This window comes from Litoribacter ruber (assembly GCF_018500185.1).
In the GTDB taxonomy this organism is placed as follows: Bacteria; Bacteroidota; Bacteroidia; order Cytophagales; family Cyclobacteriaceae; genus Litoribacter; species Litoribacter ruber.
Genome location: NZ_JAHBGI010000005.1, coordinates 308,079 through 329,274, shown reverse-complemented (window position 1 = coordinate 329,274; position 21,196 = coordinate 308,079). Strand labels below are relative to the sequence as shown.

Below are 21,196 nucleotides of genomic sequence, written 5' to 3'. Positions count from 1 at the left end.
TAAAAAATCACTCTCCAACTAGCACCGCGGCGGTCCTGCCGGGCAATTCCAAAACAAGATTTTCTCCTTCCCTTCTAACTTCTATACCTCCAAGAACATCTTCATAGGAACCTTCATTTTTCGTAGGGAGATTAATGATTTGCGTTTCATTGCCGGCATTGAATACAGCAATGACTTCCTCTGAGTCATGCTTTCGGCTGTAGGCTAAAAGTTTGTGGTCATCATCAGTCAGAATGAAATCAATTGAGCCATGAACCAACGCAGGGTTGTCCGCCCGGATGCCGATCAGTTTTTGATAATATGAAAACAGTTCCTCATCAAACTTTACTTCGTCAGTTGGCCTGTCTTTACCAAGTGGATGGGTGGATTCCGGTTCAAAATCGTAGTCTTTCCAAATCAGTGGTTTCCTGTTTCCAGGATCATCCGGGCCCCACATGCCCATTTCATCCCCGGCGTAAATGTGTGGTGCACCAATATAGGTAAACTGTTGTGCCAACAGCATTCTCAAAGTTGCATAGGTGGCTTCATCCGGCTTGTGGATTTTATAATCAGGATTGTCTTCAGGTTTTGCCTGGTACTTGTTTTTGGTTTTATTGAAAAGCGAAGTCAGGGTTCTGGGCACATCATGGCTGGCTGTCAGGTTCATCAGGGCATAATTGCTTTCCTCCCGTAAATTATGGCGAAAGAACTCCAAACTGTCCACAAATACAGATGCAGGTAGTTCATCCGGCGCTGCGTTGAAGAAATGCCTGGCCGCACGGTACCAGCGGTAATTCATGTTGGAGTCGAAGATGTCCCCTCTCAGGAAAGGCTCCGGGTCTATCATGGTTTCTGGCCACTGTTCCCACCAGACCTCACCGAGCAGCAAGGCATCCGGATTGACCTCGCGCACTACTTTTCTATATTCCCTCCAAAAGCCCAAAGGAACTTCGGCTGCCACATCCAACCGGAAACCATCCACCCCATCAGACGGGTCGCCGTCACCGTTGGGGTCCATCCAACGGCGGGTGATGGCAAAAATGTGCTCCTTCACTTCCTTGCTGTAAAGATTGCCCTCATAGGCGCGGATACCATCAGCATGGTCCATGTACTGTGTTTTCTTGATTTCCGGCAGGTCAGGAACACCCGCCCAGCCGCTGAACTCAAATTCATCTTCAGGTGTATTTGGGTCATCAAATTGCTTGACCTCATACCACTCGGCGAAAGGCGATTTCTCCTGGTTTTTCAACACATCCTTCCAGGCCCAAAAAGTGTGGCCGGTATGGTTCCAGGAATAATCCAGAATGACCTTGATGCCCCTTTTGTGAAATTCCTCAATCACTTTGAGAAACATTTTATCGGCCTCCGTAAATTCCCAGGTTTCGGGGTCAGTAGGGTCTTCATTGGCCATTGTTTCCCTGTCCTTTGCTGGATCGGGGCCAAAGTTGCGGTCTATGTGTCTCCAATGCCTTGCATCATACTTATGCAATGAAGGGGCGTCATTTAGCGGGTTGAAATATATGGCCGTCACCCCAAGCTCCTGCAGGTAATCCATCTGGTCGAGCACTCCCTGAAGGTCACCGCCATATCTACGCACCTGAAGTTTCTGGTCAAACCCGGTGATGGGGTGGCCCCCTATGCCCTGCTTGCCATCCATGTTGGCAAAATAATCGTCGGGCCTAAACCAGTCCTGCGTCCAGGGTGTAATCTTCCACCCTTCGGGCACAAACCCCGGATATGCCCCCTCCATATCCTCCGGAGTGGGATCATTATCCGGATCCCCATTGCGAAATCGCTCCACAAAAATCTGGTACCAGACTACTTCCTTGGCCCATGCGGGAGGCGCGTCAAAGGGGGTGGAGGGAGATTCTACAATTTCCTTTTTGCTGCTGTCAATAGCACATGCCGCAAGCAAGGGGATTAGGAATAAGGGGAATAATCGGGAAATCTTTATCATGTCAATAGGTTTGGTTTGAAAAGTGAAGATAAAGATTTCTATAATAAAACTCGATCTAGCCTTCAATTTCGACCATTATACTGGGAGCTCCACTAATTAGTGCCCATTCCCCTAGACTATTTTGACGAGTGATTGTCTTGCCAAATGGAAAGGCTACTGGCATAGTGAGGATGCCAGCTTTTTGATCATTATTAAAACCTACAAATTCAATGGTTACCCATATTGTCTCTGAAAACTGAAGGTCATTGGGTTTCACGGTAATTTCACCTTTCTCCTGGTTGATTACATCAAATAATTTCTCAAATACTTTTTCACCAGGAAGTCCCATTTCTTCTAAACTTTCCCTATAGATATTCAGTCTAAAAACCACATGATCTAATTGATTATTGGCTAGATTAAACTTGACTTGACGTATTGTAAAGGGAAGGTTTTTGCTATCCACTTTGATTCCTGCCTCTCTTCCCAAATTCTCAGATGCATTTGTTTTCATAGGGTTAAAAGCGAACCCAAATCTGGATTTTGATTTGAGCCTACCTATTTGTCTAAGCTTGGTTCCAGGTTTGGCAGTAACTACAAATTCATTCATTTCCAAAGCTTGCTGGTCCATGAAGATAGCTGTAACTCCGCTTTCTTCATTGGTCAAAAATGCCTGAATTGAAACCTTTTTTGCTTTAAAACCAAGTTTGCTGACCTCAATGGAATCATATGCTGAAGCATTTTGAATGTTTAAAGTAAATTGGCCAGAAGAGTCTGAGACAGTTCCAAGAAGGAAGTTGTGTAGCGCAATGTTCACAAAAGGAATAGGTTCTTCCGAATGTCGGTCAAAAATTATCCCCACAATTTCCGTAGTTTGTGAGTACGCAGAAAAAGTGAAAAAACTCAAAAAGCCAATTGTAATCCAAGATCTCATGCCTGAACATACAAATAATAAAAGCCAGGTTAAATTAGTCTGGGTTTAATTATTCTTTTTTAACATCATACCACACCTGCACCAACCCAGAGGGATAGGTTATACTTCTTTTAAATATCAGCTTCTGCTCCAAATTGCCTTCTTTGAATAATCGGATGCCATCACCGAGCAGGTGGGGGATGATGCTGATGATGAGGCGGTCGATGAGTTGGTGGCGAAGTAGCTCGGTCACGAGCTGTGCGCCCCCGTCGCAATAGATATCCTTGCCGGGCTGGCTTTGGAGATAATGGACCAGGCCGACCGCGTCGGGATGGTATTCTGCATGCTCCCGCTTTCCCGTTTCGGACTTGGAAACCACAAAGATCTTTTTGTCCACATGCGGCACCTTACCCTCCATTTTCAGAATTTTGTCAAAGGTCCTTCTGCCCCATATGATCGTGTCTATATTGTTGAGGTGGTCGGCATAGCCGTAGTCCTCATTCGGCCTTTCTACCATCTGCAGAAAATCCAAATTGTCGTCGCTCTTGGCAATATATCCGTCGACGCTCATAGCGATAAATAAGATGACCTTGCGCATAAGAAATGTTGTGATTACCCTAAGTTAAAAATTAAATAAGGTTTTACAAGGTTGTCCGTCCATGGTCGACTGTTCAAAACAATCATCAACCTACTTAGTACATAGTACATAGTACAACCGAAACAGCCTATGATCCTCCTAACCTCTGCCCCAAGCTTTGAATTAGCAACCATAGACTACATAGTAGTTGCAGTATATATAGTTTTCATCCTTGGGCTGGGGTTTTATGTGGGAAGAAAGGAGAAGTCATCCGGGTCATTTTTCCTGGGGGGAAGGGCATCAACGTGGCCATTGGTGGGGTTTGGACTGATGGCGGCTAATCTTTCTGGGGCATCTTACCTTGGACTGGCCGGAGCCGGGTATTACGATGGCATATCAGTCTGGAATTATGAATGGATGGGCTCCCTGCTTTTGATACTGTTCACCTTCTTCATACTGCCCTTTTACCTCAAGTCCGGTGTGGAGACCATCCCCGAATACCTGGAGCGGAGATATGATCCCAAAACTAGGTACCTGTTTTCCGGGTTTACCATTTTTACGGCTCTTTTCATTGACAGTGCAGGTGCCCTTTTTGCCGGCACCGTCACTTTGGGGTTGCTTTTTCCGGCCGCCCCCACATGGGTTTTGATCGCTGGGCTGACGTTTTTAGGGGGGATTTATGTGATTTTGGGTGGATTGAGGGCTGTGATGATCACCGATACCATACAGGGAGTGCTGCTCCTGATTGCCGGGGGGATTATTTTCTATTTCTGTTTCCAGGAACTAGGTTCCTGGCAGGCGGTGGTCGAGGCAGCCCCGCAAGATGGCTTTAAGCTTTTCAAGCCTGCCGATGATGAGTTTTTGCCCTGGCCGGGAGTATTTACCGGAGTCTTCTGGATTGGGATTTATTATTGGGCTACCAACCATGTGGTGGTCCAAAAAGTGCTCTCCGCCAAAAACCTGAACCACGGCAGGGGAGGGGTGCTGTTTGCCGCTTTTATGAAACTTCCCTTTCTTTTCCTGCTGATACTTCCTGGGCTTATGGGAAGGGCAATCTATCCCGATTTGGATGATGCCGACCAAATATGGCCTATTTTGGCCTTTGACTTTATGCCTACGGGCATCAGGGGCCTGGTATTCGCAGCCCTTGCCGCAGCCCTCATGTCTTCCCTGGATTCTGTATTGAATGGAGCTTCATCCCTGGTGGTAAATGATTTTCTCAAAAGGAAAAGGATCGTTGAAGATGAGGGCAAGCTGCTGATCTATGGCAAAGTCACTGTCGGGGTTTTTATGGTGGTGGCGGCCTTGTGGGCACCGGTTATATTCATGTTTGACGGCATAGTGGAATACTTCCAATCCTTCATTGGGCACATCACCATGCCAGTAGTGGTGGTATATCTGGGCGGGTTGTTTTGGAAGAGGGCCACCAAGGAGGCTGCCTTCTACACCCTAATTATAGGCGCCCCCATTGGATTGGCTGTTTTCTTTATAGGGGAAATATTTGAGGTTATTGACATTCAGTTTCTCTATTCCACTGGCCTCATGTTGCTCCTCAGTCTCAGCCTGTTTATCACGATTAGCTTCCTGACTCCCAAAACGGAGAGAGAAAAGCTGCAATCCAACACCATTCACCCCAGCGCCTGGAAAGACCAACTCCGCAACATGGAAGGCCTTCCCTGGTACAAGGACTTCAGGTTCTGGGCCGCTACCATCCTGACCCTAACCCTAGCCATGGTAATCTGGTTGGGATAGGTAATTGGAGTTTTGCGTGAACCATTGTGTCGCCTTGCGCCTAAACTCCTAAACCTCCCGCTGCGCAATAGCGCCGGGAAATAAACTTCTAAACCAATATGCTAAGAAATAGAACGGTAAATATCACTCTAAACATTAGATGCTTGAGAAATACTTAGTACATAGTACCTAGTACTTAGTACCCTTTTAACATTCCCCTTGCTAAATTCCCTAATTTACCTGATATTTAAATTGTTAAAAGCTTTTAGCAACCCTGTAACCTTCACCCTTTGATGAACAAATTCTTTTTGCTCCTAGGCATAATCCAATTGATGGCCTTTCAGGCGTTCTGCCAACAAATGCCCATTATTCCTCACCCATATCATTATGAGTATAAAAATGGCTCCTTCAAAATTGACAGCAGCTGGAGCATAGCCGCAGGTGATGGGGTGGATAGTGGCACAGTTGAGGTGTTCAATGATTTCATGCAAAATCTGTATGGGTTTAAATTCGAGGGCTCCGGTTCAGGTGCCGCAAAAAAAGTGGGTTTAATAAGAGATGAGACGCTTGGGGAAGGGCAATATCGGCTTTCTGCAAAAGCGGGGGAAGTCAGCATCACAGGTTCTGAAAGCGGTTTGCTGTATGGCCTTTTTTCATTGGTTCAGCTTGTAGAGGAAGGAAAGGAGGGTGCCCTCCTCGTCCCGGCAATTGAAATTGAAGATAAGCCTGAGTTTGGCTACAGAGGGTTGATGATCGATGTGGTCAGGCATTTTAGGCCTTTGGACCAAATGAAAAAGATGGTGGACCTGATGGCGTATTTCAAGCTCAACCGCCTGCACTGGCACCTTACGGACGATCAGGGCTGGAGGCTGGAAATAAAGAAGTACCCCAAGCTCACTGAAATCGCCGCATGGAGGGACAGCACCATCGTGGGGCCATACAGCAAGCCATTTGTGTATGATGGAAAACGCCATGGTGGGTTTTATACCCAGGAGGAGGCTAGGGAGCTTGTTGCCTATGCCGCTAAGCGCCATATTACCGTAATCCCCGAGATAGAGCTTCCCGGACACAGCTCGGCAGTTTTGGCCGCATACCCTGAGTTTGGAAGTTTCCCCATGGAAAACGGCAAACCGCTCAAGGGCAGCATTCCGGCGGTGGACAAAGACGGAAAGCCCTTGAACAATGAGATATCCGATGCGGTGCCAGGGTACTGGGGCGTGCATTACAACATCTATGGGCCAAAAGAAGAGACCTTTCAATTTTTGGAAGATGTGCTTACCGAAGTTATGGGTATTTTTCCCAGCGAATATATCCACATCGGTGGGGATGAGGTGCCCAAAGACCATTGGAAAACCTCCCCTATTGCCCAAGAGGTGATTGAGCGGGAAGGTTTGGCCGATGAACATGAATTGCAGAGCTATTTTATCACCCGAATAGAGAGATTTTTAAATGAAAATGGCAGAAACCTTATCGGTTGGGATGAGATTTTGGAGGGTGGATTGGCCCCCAATGCCACAGTGATGAGCTGGCGAGGAGAGGAAGGGGGAATTGCGGCTGCCAAAATGGGTCACGATGTGATCATGACCCCCAACAGCCACCTTTATCTCGATCATGCCCAGGGCAGGAAATCTACCGAGCCTTTGCACTTCTGTTGTTATTTGCCTCTGGAGAAGGTTTATCATTACTCCCCTCGTCCGGAAGCCCTTTCGTCCGAGCAGCAACAACATATTATGGGTGTACAGGCCAATCTTTGGGCCGAATACATCCCTTCCGACAATAAGTTGGAATACATGATTTTTCCACGCTTGCTTGCCTTATCCGAGATCGCCTGGTTGGGGGAAGAACAGAAGGATTTTGAAAGATTTTCCCGGCAGAGTTTGCCAGTAAGGCTACAGGAACTGGAAAGAATGGGGGTTCATTTTAGGATTCCAGAAGCCATAGTCACCATGGATCGTGATGGGGAAGGGCGCCATAAAGTCAGGATGGAATCCCGGGTGAAAGGCTCTAAAATATTTTACACCATTGATGGCCAGCGGGCTGATCATACTGCCCTGCCTTATGAAGAGCCGTTTGCCTTGCCCCATTACCCCAAAGGCCCTCAAAGTACTCGCTTAAATTACATTGTGGTAACACCTGATGATAGGTCCAGCGCCATGTATAGCCTAGAGTTGACGGCCGAGGGACCAAAAGAAATAGAGGAAGAATAAAAAGAGCTTTTGCCACAAAGGAGCGATGGGGTAAGGTTTAATTAGAATTTATGTGTAACAGCAACAGTCTCCTCTTCCGTCTTCGGTCTTCTGTCCATCTAACTAAATGGAAAAAAGTGACTTGCCTTTGCTTGCAGGCAACCATTATGGCGGATAATCAAATTAGATATATACAGTTTTGAAAAAGAGTTTAGTATTACTTCTTTCCATGTGTTTTGCCCTCACGGGAAAAGCCCAGAATATCTACCAGGATCCTGAGCAACCTATTGAAAAGAGGGTGGAGGACTTACTGGGCAAGATGAGTCTGGAGGAAAAAGTTGGTCAACTTTCCACGCTGCTTGGTTGGGAAATGTATGACAATAGTGGTGAATCCATCGAGCCAAGTGCGGCTTTTAGAGAGGCAGTCCGAAACAGGCATATCGGTTCCCTGTGGGCTACCCTGAGGGCAGACCCCTGGACGCAGAAGACCCTCCAGAACGGGCTGAATCCCAAAACAGCTGCAGAAGCCACCAATGCCCTTCAGGAATTTGTCATTCGGGAAAGCCGCTGGGGCATTCCCTTGCTGTTGGCCGAAGAGGCTCCCCACGGGCATATGGCCATTGGCGCGACAGTTTTTCCTACTTCCATTGGACAGGCTAGCACTTGGAATCCGGATTTGATACAGAGGATGGCGTCCAGCATTGCAGAAGAGGTCAGGCTTCAAGGCGGCCACATCGGTTATGGGCCCGTGCTTGACCTGGCCCGCGAGCCACGGTGGTCACGGGTGGAGGAAACTTACGGGGAGGACCCTTATCTCAACAGTCAAATGGGCGTGGCCATGGTGAGGGGATTTCAGGGTGAAAACCTGAATAGTGGGGTTAATGTGGCTTCCACGTTGAAGCATTTCGCTGCATATGGCGTGCCTGAGGGCGGGCATAACGGGTCAGGATTGAGCGTGGGACTGAGAGAGTTACATTCCAGTTATTTTCCTCCCTTCAAGGCGGCCATTCAGGCAGGGGCCAAGTCCATCATGACTTCTTATAACTCCATTGACGGAATTCCCAGTACGGCCAACCCCTACCTTTTTCGTGAAATCTTGCGCGATGAATGGGGTTTTGAGGGCTTTGTGGTTTCCGATCTGGGAAGTATCAGCGGCTTAAGGGGAAGTCATAAGGTGGCCGCTATTGGTGAGGAGGCCGCCAAGTTGGCCTTGTTGGCAGGGGTGGATGCAGATTTGGGTGGAAACGGCTTCGACCGAAACCTTGTCAATGCTGTTAATGAAGGTATGGTGGACGAAAAGCTGCTAAATGAGGCTGTCAGTAATGTGCTTCGGTTAAAGTTTGAAATGGGCTTGTTTGAAAATCCGTATGTAGACCCTGAGAAAGCCCGGGAAGGGGTTAGGAATGATAAGCATGTCCAGCTTGCCAGAGAGGTCGCCAAAGAGTCCATTGTTTTATTGAAAAATGAAAACAACCTGTTGCCCCTAAGCAAGGACTTGAAAAAGATAGCCTTGATTGGGCCGAATGCCGACAATATTTACAACCAGCTGGGAGATTACACCGCCCCTCAGGAAGAATCAAATATTGTCACCGTGCTTCAAGGGATTCAAAATAAAGTCGGGGCTGAAAACGTCACCTATGTTAAAGGAACAGCCATTAGGGAAACCTCTCAGGATGAAATAGAGGAGGCTGTCGAATTGGCCATGAATTCTGATGTGGCGGTGGTGGTGGTGGGCGGCAGCAGTGCACGGGATTTTAGCATTGAACATGAGGATACCGGAGCGGCAAGAGTGAGTCAATCCGGAGGCCTAATCAGTGATATGGAAAGTGGGGAGGGCTTTGACAGGATGTCACTTGATCTGATGGGAAATCAACTGGACCTGCTAAAAGCCGTACAGGCTACTGGAACGCCCACCGTATTGATTTTGATCAAAGGTAGGCCACTTTTGCTAAACTGGCCTGAAGAAAACGTGCCGGCTATTTTGGATGCCTGGTATCCGGGGCAGGAGGGTGGAAATACCATCGCGGATGTGCTTTTTGGAGATTATAACCCAGCAGGCAGACTGCCCGTTTCTGTTCCCCGCTCTGTGGGGCAGCTCCCCGTCTATTACAATTACAAAGCTCCTGTGAAGCATGATTATGTGGAGGGGAGTGCCGAGCCGCTTTATGCTTTTGGTCATGGGCTCAGCTACTCTACTTTTAAATACCAAAATCTTTCCATCAATGTGATGGGTGGGATAGATGGTCCAAGGATTTCTATTGAATTTGAAGTGACCAATGAGGGCGAAATGGATGGAGAAGAAATCGTGCAGCTATATATTAATGATTTGGTCAGTTCCACCGTCACCCCGATTCAGCAATTGGTCCGTTTTAAGCGAAAGGCGATTCCAGCAGGGGAAACTCAGGCGTTTAAATTTGAACTGGGCAAGAATGATCTTCAGCTTCTTGACATGGAGATGAACTGGGTGGTGGAGCCCGGAGAATTTGAAATCATGATCGGCGCATCATCCAGAGATATTCGATTAAAGGAAAAATTTACAGTGAAATGAAAATTATCAAGCCTAATTTATTTTGCACGCTTTTTCTCTCCGTTTTCCTGACAGGTCTGGTAGCCTGTCAGCAGGAGGAAATGGCAAGTGACGATTCCCTTTCTTCCATCCGCCTTACGGATTACGTTGATCCGTTTATTGGTTCCGGTTTTCATGGGCATGTATTTGTAGGTGCCAATGTCCCGTTTGGTGCCGTGCAGCTGGGGCCGGTGAATATTACGGAGGGCTGGGACTGGTGTTCCGGTTACCATTATTCCGATTCGACCATCATTGGTTTTTCCCACACGCATTTGAGCGGGACCGGCATTGGGGATCTTGGGGATATCCTGGTGATGCCGGCCATCGGGGATGTTAAAATCCGGAAAGGGGAAGCCGAAAAGCCGGAGACGGGTTATTTCTCGTATTTTTCCCATGATGGGGAAAAAGCAAAAGCAGGATTTTACCAAGTGCATCTCGATCGGTATGCCATCGATGCAGAAATGACCACCACCGAACGGGTAGGCTTCCACCGCTATACTTTTCCGCAGGCAGAAGATGCCAAATTGATCATTGATCTGGAAGAAGGCATAGGCTGGGATAGGGCTACCGATACCTATGTGGAAATGCTCGATGAGCAAACATTGGTAGGACACCGTCATTCCAGCGGTTGGGCCAAGGACCAAAAGGTGTTTTTTGCGGCCAAGGTTTCCAAACCCATCAAAAGCTGGGAAACCCATGAGAACGGAGAGGCGAGTACAAATGAGTCTAGGCAGGGCAAAAAAGTGAAGGCCGTAGCCCACTTTGACACCCAGGAGGGGGAGCAGATTTTATTGAAGGTGGCAATCTCGCCTGTCAGTGCCGAAAACGCTCTTATGAATATGGAGGAAGAGCTTGCCCATTGGGATTTTGACCAGACAGTAGCGTTGGCTGATGAAAAGTGGGAAAAGGAGCTGAGGTTGATTCAGGCGGACTTCAATGAGCCTCACCAAATGAGGACTTTTTACACCGCGCTCTATCATACCATGATTGCCCCCTCTATTTTTAACGATGTAAACGGTGCTTACCGTGGGGCAGATGGTAAAGTCTACGAGGATAACAGTTATACCAATTATACCACTTTTTCACTTTGGGATACCTACAGGGCCGCCCATCCGCTTTACACCATTATCCAGCATGAAAGGGCTGCCGACATAATGCAGACCATGTTGAATATTTATGAGCAACAAGGCAAACTGCCCGTGTGGCACCTGATGGGAAATGAAACCAATACCATGGTAGGATACAGTGCCGTGCCTGTGCTGGTAGACGCCTTTAGGAAAGGTATCAAGATGGATGAGGACAAAGCGTATGAGGCCATAAAAGCCACTGCCATGCGGGATGAGGAAGGATTGGGCAGCTTAAAATCTCTCGGGTATATACCCGCGGATGAAGCTGTGGAAACGGTGGCCAGCGGTCTGGAGTATGCACTGGCCGATTGGAGTATTGCTCAGATGGCCAAGGACATGGGGAAAGAGGAGGATTACCGCTATTTCATGGCAAGAGCATCCAATTACAAAAACTATTTTGACGAAACCTCAGGCTTTATGCGCGGAAGGGTAGGTGAAAACGAATGGCGTTCACCTTTCAGCCCATTTGAATCCCGACACATGAAAGATGATTTCTGTGAGGGAAATGCCTGGCAATACACCTGGCTTGTTCCCCATGATGTGGAAGGTTTAATGGAATTGCTGGGCGGTGAAGAGGCTTTTGCCAACAAATTGGACAGCTTGTTTATAGTCGAAGGCGACATGGGGGAGGAGGCCTCCAGCGATATTACGGGATTGATCGGGCAGTATGCACATGGAAATGAGCCCAGTCACCATGTGACTTATCTCTATGGATATGTGGGACAGCCTTACAAGACAGCCGAAAAGACCCGTCATATCATGGACAGCCTTTATTCAGACCAGATCGACGGCCTCAGCGGCAACGAGGACGTGGGGCAGATGTCTGCCTGGTATGTGCTTTCCTCTCTGGGCTTTTATCCGGTCAACCCGGCAAACGGCACCTACGTTTTTGGCAGCCCATTGGTCAACCATGCAAAGATTCGGGTAGGGGATGATCAGGTTTTTGAGATCAAGGTTAAGGACAATAGTCCTGAAAACATATATGTCCAATCCATGAAATGGGATGGACAAGAATACACCAGAAATTATTTCCATCACAAAGACCTCATAAAAGGTGGTGTTTTGGAAATCCAAATGGGCCCATCCCCTTCCCCTGACTGGGGTACACACACTACTGACCGTGCCCGGTCCAACATAAATTGAACAGAATTATGAAATACATTGCCCCAGTTCAGATTATCAGTTTGCTCCTGCTCTTTGGGCTGGCCTCCTGTCAGGAGCCATCCAGGGTGGCTGAAACCAGTTTGCCCTTGCCTTCCCATCGTCAACTGGACTGGCAGGAAATGGAGTTTTACGGCTTTGTCCATTTCAGCATCAACACCTTTACTGATATGGAGTGGGGGCTGGGGGATGAAAGTCCAGAGAAATTCAACCCTACCGAACTCGATACCCGGCAATGGGTAAAGGAGATGAAAGATGCGGGTATGAAAGGAGTGATCCTTACCTCTAAGCATCACGACGGTTTTTGCCTTTGGCCAAGCCAATACACCGAACATTCGGTAAAAAACTCCCCTTGGAATGACGGGCAGGGGGATGTGATCGCCGAGCTGGCAGAGGCCTGTGAAGAATTCGGTTTAAAGCTCGGGTTGTACTATTCCCCCTGGGACCGTAACCATCCCGATTATGGCAAGCCGGAATACATCACTTATATGCGCAACCAACTCCAGGAGTTGCTTACCAATTACGGGGACATTTTCGAAGTCTGGTTTGACGGTGCAAATGGCGGAACTGGGTACTATGGCGGTGCAAACGAGGAAAGGAGGGTGGATAAGAGGTCGTATTATGATTGGGAAAATACTTATGCCCTGGTCAGGGAGCTGCAGCCCAATGCGGTAATATTTGGGGATGCCGGGCCGGATGTGCGCTGGGTGGGAAATGAAAAGGGCTATGCCTATCCCACTACCTGGTCGTATCTGATGCGGGATTCGGTGTATGCAGGTATGCCCGAGTATGCAGAGCTTTACGCTTCCGGTCAGGAAGATGGAACCCACTGGGTTCCGGCCGAGGCCGATGTGTCCATCAGGCCGGGCTGGTATTATCATCCTGAAGAGGACGACAAAGTCAAAACCTCGGAGGAGCTGATGGATATATACTACAACAGTGTAGGCAGGAATAGCGCCCTGCTTTTAAATTTTCCCGTTGATACCCGCGGTTTGATCCACGAAAACGATGTTCAGGCGCTACAGGAAATGGCCGCCCGTATAATGCGGGACTTTTCGGTTGATTTGCTCCAAGATGGGCAGGTAAAAATTCTCTCCCCCTCCAAAGGCCAGCACGGTCCCGAAAATGTATTGAACAACGACATGGCCACTTATTGGATTGTAAATGAGGAGGTCCTAGAGGTGGATTTTGGCCAAGAGATCACTTTCAACCGCTTCTGGGTACAGGAGCATATCCCTCTGGGCCAAAGAGTAAAATCCTTTACCCTTGAAGCCAAGCAAAACGGCCAATGGCAGCCCATTGCCTCAGAAACCACCATAGGTTACAAAAGAATTCTCCGATTCGACGATACCCAGGCTACTGCCATTAGATTCCGCGTTGATGATTACCTAGAGACGCCACTGATTTCGCAGATGAAGGTGTTTTTGGCGGACAATAGTCGATAGACCATAGTATGTAAAACCTTTTTACATCTTACTTCTAACTTCGTACTTTAAAACGAGTCGTCCACTGTTGACAGTCGACTGTCAACAGTGGACTGTTCTCCGCGAATCACTCCTTCGAGGCAAAGTCCGGGTAGGCCTGCATGCTGTGCTCGTTCACGTCTAGGCCTTCGATTTCCTCCCTGGCATGGACGCGGATGCCGCGGGCTTTTTTCATCCCGAAAAAGAGAATGAAGCTGAACGCTGAGCAAAACAAGCCCGTCACCGCTATCCCGGTCAGTTGGCTGACAATCTGGGGCCATCCGGCAAGGGAGCCGAAGATCCCTACGGCCAGGGTACCCCAAATGCCGCAGATAAGGTGCACCGAAATGGCACCCACCGGGTCATCGATCTTCAGACGGTCAAAAAAGATCACCCCGCCAACTGCCAGCGCCCCGGCAATACTGCCAATGATCACCGCATCCAAAGGGCCCATCACGTCGGCACCTGCGGTGATGCCCACCAGTCCTGCCAAAATCCCGTTGAGTACCATGGTGATGTCAAAGGTGCGCGTAAAGGAATAGGCTGCGCAGAGTGCGCCGATGGATCCCGCCGCCCCGGCCATGGCGGTGGTGACAAATACTTTCGAAACCTCTCCCGGATTGGCCGAAAGGACACTGCCTCCATTAAAACCAAACCAGCCGAACCATAGCAGGAATACGCCTATCACGGCCATGGGGATGTTGTGTCCGGGAATGGGGCGGATGCCATGTGGGGTGTATTTCCCAATACGCGGCCCGAGGAGAATGGCCCCAACCAATGCTCCCCATCCACCGACTGAATGCACTATGGTGGATCCCGCAAAATCGTAAAAAGGTGTTTCCAAGGTGTCAAGAAACCCTCCGCCCCATTTCCACATACCCACGATAGGGTAGCAGATACCCACATACATAAGGGAAAAAAACATGAAACTGCTGAGTTTTATCCTTTCGGCCACGGCGCCTGATACGATGGTAGCCGCTGTGGCTGCAAACATGGCCTGAAATACAAAATCCGTGTAAAAAGTATATCCGGCATTATATGCTGCATTGTCCCAGTTTGCAGGAAGGTTGATTCCAAAGCCTGACAGTCCGATGAATGCCCCCTGAAAGATTTCTCCCGGGTACATAAGGTTAAACCCGATCAGGCCATAAGTGAGAATGCCAAGGCCGGGGATGATGGTGTTTTTGAAAAGAATGTTGATGGTGTTTTTACTTCGGGTAAGTCCGGCCTCCAGGGCGGCAAACCCCAGGTGCATGATGAATACCAATATGGTAGCCACCATCATCCATAGGTTATTGATGGTGAAAAGCTCTTGTTGCATGGTGTTTAATAGGTTTGTAGTATTTGGTTAGTTCTAAAGTGCGGCGTGGTCCCGGTCCTTGTTTCGAATGCGGTAGGCGCTTTCGATAGGGCTGACAAATATTTTCCCGTCCCCCACCTGCTTGGTGCAGGCATGATGAAGGATACAGTCCACAATTTTGTCCACCTGCTCATCGGTGACCACCATCTCCAGTTTGGTCCTGGGAATGTAGCCGGGATTGAAATCTGAACCCCTGTAGGATTGGGTTTTGGCATTTTCCATCCCAATTCCTTTCACTTCAAAAAAGGTGAGGAATTTGACATCCAGCTCGGTCAAGCAAGCGTGGACTTCCTCAAATTTTGAAGTTCTAATCAAAGCTTCTATCTTTTTCATTAGGTTTAAAAATAAAGGTGTTTTATTGAATATTTTGTTAATTTATGGCAAATAGATTTAAAAAACAACATCGTATTGCGAATAAAGTTGTAAAATTATTAATATGTGGTTTAAAAATGGGGTTTTTCCTTTAGGTAATGTCGGTTTCGTGGGCTTTGAGATTTTGCCTTTCCAAAAGTATCTCTTAAATTGTTAGTGAATTAAAGTCGTTTTTATGAATAAACCACTTCTGACAGCAATAGCGCTGTTTTCTACTCTAATGTTATTATTGGGCTGTGGAGGTACATCCACGGAAGAGCCAACACCCGTTTCCTTACAATTTATGGGTAAAAAGATCAGTTTGGAACTGGATGAGACTACCCCGAATTTCAGCATGGGGCTGGGTTACCATGAAGTGGACGGCAAGGAGTGGGTGTATAATATCAACTGGGAAAAGAATTCTTTGCAGGCTTATGATGCCGCAAGCGGCAAAATGACACGTAACCTGGTGTTTGAAAAAGAGGGACCTGAAGGTGCAGGGGAGCTTTTTGGTTTTTATGTGCATAATCCCGACAGTATTTTTCTGTTTTCCCAGCGCAATCCTGTGATCGTACTTACCGACACTTCTGGCAAAATAAAGGAAAAGATCCAATACGATGTGCCGGACCGTTATTCCCCGGCATTTGTGCATGGAGCCTACTTTCTTTCACCGCCGGTATTGATCGGAGAGGAAATGGTGGCCAGAACACGCGTATCCGGCAATATCCGTGAGATGAATAGCGAGGATCTTGCAGGCAGCCATGTGTCATTTGCCGTAAATCTGAATGAGGGCGGTTCCCGATTCATTTCACATCACTACCCGGCTGATTATATGGACAAGGGGGCCAAGCAGATTGAACCCAGTATGGCTTTCGATGGGGAAAAGTTTGTATATAGCTTTTTTGGTGACCACCATCTTTATTACAGTGAGGGTTTGGGGCAAAAACTGCAAAGCGTTTCCCTGCCAAGCGCTTACCTGGACAGGGACCTGCCCGTATTTCCCGCCCCGGAAAAAAGCCAGCAGTACATTTTCGGCTCATCCCGCTATGAACACCTGGTCTATGATCCATACCGGGAAGTGTATTATAGGTTTGCTTTCCCTGCCACCGAGGAAAGTGACCCTGAAAAAATCGCCCGCCTGAGGGACAACCCGGGTGACTTTGTAGTCATGATCATAGATAAGGACCTGAACCTTCTTGGCGAAACCCACTTCCCCAAAGGTAAGTACCATCCCAACAACCTATTTGTAGGCAAAGACGGTCTATACCTCTCCATCCAGCATCCGGATAATCCCGACAATGAAGAGGATAGAATGGTGTTTGAGTGCTTGGAGTTGGGGGGATAAGGACATGCTGTAAAATCTATGATTATAACCTCTCGGGAGCGTCATTGCGTGGTGGATACCTTGCTTTCTTCTTTGTTCTGCTTGATCCATCCGATGATCCTGCAGGGGTTGGATTTTCCTTTGGCCAGGGCGAATGCCTTGCCTAGATTGACCTGAAAGAACTCCACGCCTAGCGTGCACAAGGAATACCGGAAGGCCGGCGCGCCCATAGGAACTTCCAATACCAAGTCAATGGGGGAGGTTTCAACTGGTATTAGCGGTGTTTCCTGCATGATGAAATCATTATCATTCTCCTCGTCCAAATTGATGTCTAAACGGTGGAGGTGGAGCCTGAAATGCGTGGCATTATCTGGAAACCTCAGCATGTGCGAAGGGTGGAATTGCGGCATGCTTACTTTCAACTTTCCGGTATCAGTAGAAATTTCATAAGGCCACCTCAAAATGCTGCTTAGCCGCGTGTGCGGATTGAGGTCAAAATCTAAAAAGCGGTCCCAATTCCCGGATTCTACCACCCTTTGGCCTCGGGCGTGGATGGGGTCATCTTTTTTCATCTGCATCATGATCTTCTGCAGGCGCGTGGAAAGGTTGGTCAGCTTTGTTCTATGCTCCACCTTTTTCAAGATTTGCTTGATGTATTTGCCATTGGTAGAGGCAGCGCCAAACTCGGCCATGTTTTCCCGTGTCCGGGCAAACTTTGGGTCAGAGCTAACCCGCTCTGCCGTCACGCCGCCTTTATCCCTTACCTGATAGCCATCCTTATCCTTGTAAAAGTTCAGTTTGCCAATATTGCCCGTAAAAAATATGGGTCCTTCCTGTTTTGCCATTTTTGTTGATGTTTTTTTGAGACTGTATGACTGTTGAACTGTCAGTTCGTCGATTCGACAGTTCAACAGTTCAACCAATTTAAATCACCCCTAAGTATTCACTGTCGGAAATGTCGAATTTCCTACCTCTTTTGATGTGCCGTGAGAATGCGGCATAAATGTGCAACTCCCCTTGGAATTGGAGAGGGGCCAGGATCTCCTGTTGCTGTTGGGACCTGAAGTTGCCTTGCAGCACCGCAAAAGAGAGTTTTGAGCGAAGGTGGTAAAGGAGGATCATCACTTGGTCTTTGGCCTTGGCGTCAGCGATGCCGGTGTTGTTGTCCCATTGCAGCCGCACTTTTCCCTCCTCGGTCCAGACAGCGGATGGGTTGGAAAATCCCGTCAGTTTCCCTTGGCTAATCATTACTTGGGAGGGGTCTACCAACAGTTCCTCTTCTTCATTGAAGTACAGGGCCTTGTTCATCAGGTTGCTTGTGGCTTGGTGGATGCCCCTTTTCATGCCGGATTTGAAGTTGTGATAGCCAAACTCGATGACCTCCAAAATGGGGAAAAGAAAATCGCTGGCCAGGGAAAGCTTCTGTTGGTGAAACAGCTGAAGCTCAGTAGGGGGCCTATTTTCCTTTTCCTTTGAGGTAAGTTTTCGGGGTGTCTTGCGGGCAAATTTTTCCCCATTAACTTCATAAATAATGGTGTTGCCGATTGTGCCCTGCAAATCCGCATGGGTATTGGTGACTCTTGCCATAAAATGGTTGTTTAAAAGTGGATAAATATAAATGATGTACTGAAAAACGCGATCACTTTACCAAAAGCAGCTTTTCCTTCTTAAAAATACCGGCAAACCAATTCTATGTGCTTAAGGCATAGTAAATTACACCAAAATAAGATAAATCCAAATAAAGGTGAAAATTATTTGCTATTTACTGCAAATTCAAAAACAAATAATCTTCGGTTCATCATCGTTAATAATGGCTATTTATACGTTCTTGATACGCTGTTGATATGTGTAAGAACAGTAGAATCTTCTAATCTTGGTCATGACTTAGCTGATTTACGAAATTAATGTGATTTCTTAACATAGCCCATCACCCTTGAAGATTCCAAGCTGTTGGGACATATTTATGGCAAGTTGGCTAGGTTAGAAAATATCCGGGTTGGAGTGGGGGCTAGCAGTATTTGAATTAACTATAGGGTTGGCTATGGCGGAACGTGGTAGTTTCCTTTCTTTAAGTTGAAAGACTTGTGGATTTTAACTTTATTTGGATCTTTGCATTAACAGAACCCGAGATGCATACCGTAAGATCTGCGCTTGGGTCATTTTTTTTAGCTATGTCTTCAAAACCTTCCCGCACAATAGACGAGCAAATCTCCTTACTTCAAGAGAGAGGCATGAAGTTTCGAGTAGGTAGTGGGTAAAGATTTCCGTATATTTCTTTTATTCCTTGGAGTCAAAAAAGTTAAATATGAAAGCCAAGAGTAATAGGATTTTAATGGGCTTTTGCTAGGATTCTACAATTTTTCAAGGTTAATTACTTGCAATTTCTTGTTTATATCAAAAGTGGCTTGAAACTTTTACAATCAAGTGCATGAAAATACTTCAAACCGTTTTACTTATTTTTTTAAGTCTAAATACTTTTGCCCAAAAGGTGACATACAACCACCTTATGGATTTTGGTATCAGGCTTGTCTATATCTGCTTGGATCACCTCAGCCCCCATGGCGGCCAGCTCCTTGGCTTTTTCGGAAGACGGATCCCTGGTTACCGCGCGAACTGAAAATTCGCTATTGGGGTCATTCAAGATGGCCCTTGCCAATCCGCCACCCTGTGCTCCGGTGGCTCCAAAAACAGTGATGATTTTCTTTTGTGCCATGATGTGGTTAAGGTTGGTTGAATAGTGGTGGTCAAAAATTATTCAAGGATCTAATATACAGATAAATAGCTAGAAAAGTACATGCTGATTGGAATAAAAAATATAATCATTTTACTCCGGCAAATACAACCTCATTTTCCCCTTCCCAAACTCCACCTCATCCAGATGCCCCATCTTTTCTCTGTCTTCGGTGATCAGGTGCATGTGGAGGTAGGTGTCGTGGTGGGTGAAGATGGCCTTCTGCTCGGTGGAGAAAAAGCCAAGGATGGTGGCGGCTTCGTCCTGAAGCTTGTAATCCTGCTGGCCCCTGTGGGCTTCTTCGGGAGAACTTACTTTTGAGCCTTCGGGCAGGTTCACGATGTGGATGAGTGCATGGTCGACCTCTCCGGTGAGCCTGAACATGAACGGCCGGGTGGAATTTTGGGTAACCTTGTCGAGGTATTGCTCCAGTTCTTTGATAGATGAAATGCTATCGGGTAGTTCCTGCTCAGTCCATGAAGGGATGTTTGCGTAACCGAAAAAGGGGGCCTTCATCTGGTAGGTCTCTTCCACCTTCATCTCAGTGTCCGAAACCACGCTTGTGTACGGCGGTTCACAAGATTGTAAATTGCGGTTTCAGGTAGTAGGAAAGCATCGATGCGTACCCCTTTCTTCTCAGGGGTGACAAAGTAATAGTAGTAATCAGAATCGGACTTTGAGCCACTGGCCCTGTTTTGGAAAAGAGGAAAATTGTTTAACTTCTTATTTTACACAATTTTTATAGTTCACTCAACGGAGGCCAACCTTTTTTCAATGCTCTGAAAGGTTTGTAAAATGCTTTCTGCCGGTGGCAACTCCCCATACACTAAACTTTTAAAGTCCCCGTCATAAATTGGTCTCAATTCATTCCAGACATTTTTTAAGTCCTTAAAAATGAGTGCCTCATTCGGGTGGTGTATTAACCACCTATTGTTGCTCCTATAACTTGCCACATCATCGCTTGCTACTTTCAGTAACATTTTATCAAAATCACTTGAATGGAAAAATTCTAAAAACTCTTCCTGGTNGTTGCTCCTATAACTTGCCACATCATCGCTTGCTACTTTCAGTAACATTTTATCAAAATCACTTGAATGGAAAAATTCTAAAAACTCTTCCTGGTTTAATAGCTGATGCAAATCGTAAGTGTGCCTTATCTTTCTCTTTAAATCATCTATTGGGCTGGTGCCATAAGAAAAGCGAACCAGGCTCATTATTTTTTCGCAAATAGTTCTTACGGGTTCTAATACCACTAAATTAAAAGGTAGTAATCCGTTATCTTGTGCTATTTCCGGCTGCTTATTATTTAGCATCATCTGACCGACAAAAGATACAACGCTTTTGGTGGTGTATGGCTCATGGTAACCTAACCAAGTTGCTTCTACTACAATGGCATCTCTTACCTGACCGAAATTGCCCTTAAATTGTTTATTATAGGAATCTGCCGTTTTGCGGTTCATTCCCATTTTCTGGGTAAGGCCCTCTATGGTTACTTCTGGTAAATAAGATGTTACAATTTCACTAATAGTCCTGATTTTATTGGTTAATCTATTATTCGATTCACCTTCACGCCTTAGTACCACCAAGTCAATGTCCTCGGAAAAGCGTTCAATCATTTGGTAGCACTTGGAAAGTGCAGTACCTCCCTTAAATACAGTGTCTTTGCCTATATCATTTGAGAAAATCACGAATAAGGCATATGTAACCCAATAATCCTTTTCTACATATATGGCAGGAATCCTCATTTGGTCAGCAGTAAACTGCACCGCTTGCCTGAACAAGGTTTTGTTTTCA

16 protein-coding genes are annotated in these 21,196 nt (G+C 46.9%); 6 read left to right on the top strand and 10 right to left on the bottom strand.

Features of this window, described 5'->3' with window-relative positions; translation table 11 throughout:
- Window positions 1-7: 7 nt before the first annotated feature.
- From KIH41_RS09875 to KIH41_RS09865, 3 genes are all read right to left on the bottom strand, one after another.
- Entirely contained in the window at window positions 8-1,936 is a 1,929-nt protein-coding gene (locus tag KIH41_RS09875) for a glycoside hydrolase family 13 protein (RefSeq protein ID WP_214162292.1), read from the bottom strand.
- Between the two features lie 55 nt (window positions 1,937-1,991).
- The gene (locus KIH41_RS09870) at window positions 1,992-2,774 is read right to left on the bottom strand and encodes a carboxypeptidase-like regulatory domain-containing protein (protein ID WP_214162291.1); all 783 of its coding nucleotides are present in this window, start codon (window positions 2,772-2,774) and stop codon (window positions 1,992-1,994) included.
- A gap of 121 nt (window positions 2,775-2,895) precedes the next feature.
- On the bottom strand, window positions 2,896-3,423 hold the full coding sequence (locus KIH41_RS09865; protein ID WP_214162290.1) for a dihydrofolate reductase family protein: 528 nt from the start codon (window positions 3,421-3,423) through the stop codon (window positions 2,896-2,898).
- A gap of 129 nt (window positions 3,424-3,552) precedes the next feature.
- On the opposite strand from KIH41_RS09865, the gene KIH41_RS09860 reads away from it, so the two are divergent.
- The 5 genes from KIH41_RS09860 (at window position 3,553) to KIH41_RS09840 (ending at window position 13,618) form a co-directional block, all read left to right on the top strand.
- Window positions 3,553-5,154 (top strand): sodium:solute symporter family transporter, encoded by a 1,602-nt coding sequence (locus KIH41_RS09860; RefSeq protein ID WP_214162289.1) that lies wholly within the window; start codon window positions 3,553-3,555, stop codon window positions 5,152-5,154.
- A 272-nt stretch (window positions 5,155-5,426) separates the two neighbouring features.
- Window positions 5,427-7,340, top strand: a complete 1,914-nt coding sequence (locus KIH41_RS09855; protein ID WP_214162288.1) for a beta-N-acetylhexosaminidase — start codon at window positions 5,427-5,429, stop codon at window positions 7,338-7,340.
- Between the two features lie 178 nt (window positions 7,341-7,518).
- Complete coding sequence (locus tag KIH41_RS09850; protein ID WP_246539055.1) at window positions 7,519-9,867, top strand: glycoside hydrolase family 3 N-terminal domain-containing protein; 2,349 nt, start codon at window positions 7,519-7,521, stop codon at window positions 9,865-9,867.
- Window positions 9,864-12,155 carry a GH92 family glycosyl hydrolase gene (locus KIH41_RS09845; RefSeq protein WP_214162287.1) on the top strand — a complete coding sequence of 764 codons (2,292 nt, stop codon included), beginning with the start codon at window positions 9,864-9,866 and terminating at the stop codon, window positions 12,153-12,155. Before KIH41_RS09850 ends, KIH41_RS09845 begins: the two co-directional genes overlap by 4 nt.
- Before the next feature lie 8 nt (window positions 12,156-12,163).
- The gene (locus tag KIH41_RS09840) at window positions 12,164-13,618 is read left to right on the top strand and encodes an alpha-L-fucosidase (protein ID WP_214162286.1); all 1,455 of its coding nucleotides are present in this window, start codon (window positions 12,164-12,166) and stop codon (window positions 13,616-13,618) included.
- Window positions 13,619-13,724: 106 nt separating this feature from the next.
- Here KIH41_RS09840 and KIH41_RS09835 read toward each other — a convergent pair whose 3' ends face one another.
- On the bottom strand, window positions 13,725-14,957 hold the full coding sequence (locus KIH41_RS09835) for an ammonium transporter (protein ID WP_214162285.1): 1,233 nt from the start codon (window positions 14,955-14,957) through the stop codon (window positions 13,725-13,727).
- Between the two features lie 33 nt (window positions 14,958-14,990).
- On the bottom strand, window positions 14,991-15,329 hold the full coding sequence (locus tag KIH41_RS09830; RefSeq protein ID WP_143959799.1) for a P-II family nitrogen regulator: 339 nt from the start codon (window positions 15,327-15,329) through the stop codon (window positions 14,991-14,993).
- A 214-nt stretch (window positions 15,330-15,543) separates the two neighbouring features.
- Between KIH41_RS09830 and KIH41_RS09825 the strand changes: the two genes are divergently transcribed.
- Window positions 15,544-16,692: a DUF4221 family protein gene (locus KIH41_RS09825; protein ID WP_214162284.1), complete on the top strand. Its 1,149-nt coding sequence runs from the start codon at window positions 15,544-15,546 to the stop codon at window positions 16,690-16,692.
- A 41-nt stretch (window positions 16,693-16,733) separates the two neighbouring features.
- On the opposite strand, the gene KIH41_RS09820 is transcribed toward KIH41_RS09825, so the two are convergent.
- The 5 genes from KIH41_RS09820 to KIH41_RS09800 all read right to left on the bottom strand — a co-directional run bounded on the left by KIH41_RS09820 (window position 16,734) and on the right by KIH41_RS09800 (window position 21,147).
- Window positions 16,734-17,516 carry a hypothetical protein gene (locus KIH41_RS09820; protein WP_214162283.1) on the bottom strand — a complete coding sequence of 261 codons (783 nt, stop codon included), beginning with the start codon at window positions 17,514-17,516 and terminating at the stop codon, window positions 16,734-16,736.
- Window positions 17,517-17,595: 79 nt separating this feature from the next.
- Complete coding sequence (locus tag KIH41_RS09815) at window positions 17,596-18,258, bottom strand: DUF6266 family protein (RefSeq protein WP_213944716.1); 663 nt, start codon at window positions 18,256-18,258, stop codon at window positions 17,596-17,598.
- A gap of 880 nt (window positions 18,259-19,138) precedes the next feature.
- The gene (locus tag KIH41_RS09810; protein WP_214162282.1) at window positions 19,139-19,384 is read right to left on the bottom strand and encodes an NmrA family NAD(P)-binding protein; all 246 of its coding nucleotides are present in this window, start codon (window positions 19,382-19,384) and stop codon (window positions 19,139-19,141) included.
- Between the two features lie 111 nt (window positions 19,385-19,495).
- Window positions 19,496-19,960: an acetolactate decarboxylase gene (locus tag KIH41_RS09805; protein WP_317194936.1), complete on the bottom strand. Its 465-nt coding sequence runs from the start codon at window positions 19,958-19,960 to the stop codon at window positions 19,496-19,498.
- 188 nt (window positions 19,961-20,148) lie between these two features.
- Window positions 20,149-21,147, bottom strand: coding sequence for a nucleotidyl transferase AbiEii/AbiGii toxin family protein (locus KIH41_RS09800; RefSeq protein WP_455429749.1), 999 nt, complete (start codon window positions 21,145-21,147; stop codon window positions 20,149-20,151).
- Between the last annotated feature and the right edge of the window lie 49 nt (window positions 21,148-21,196).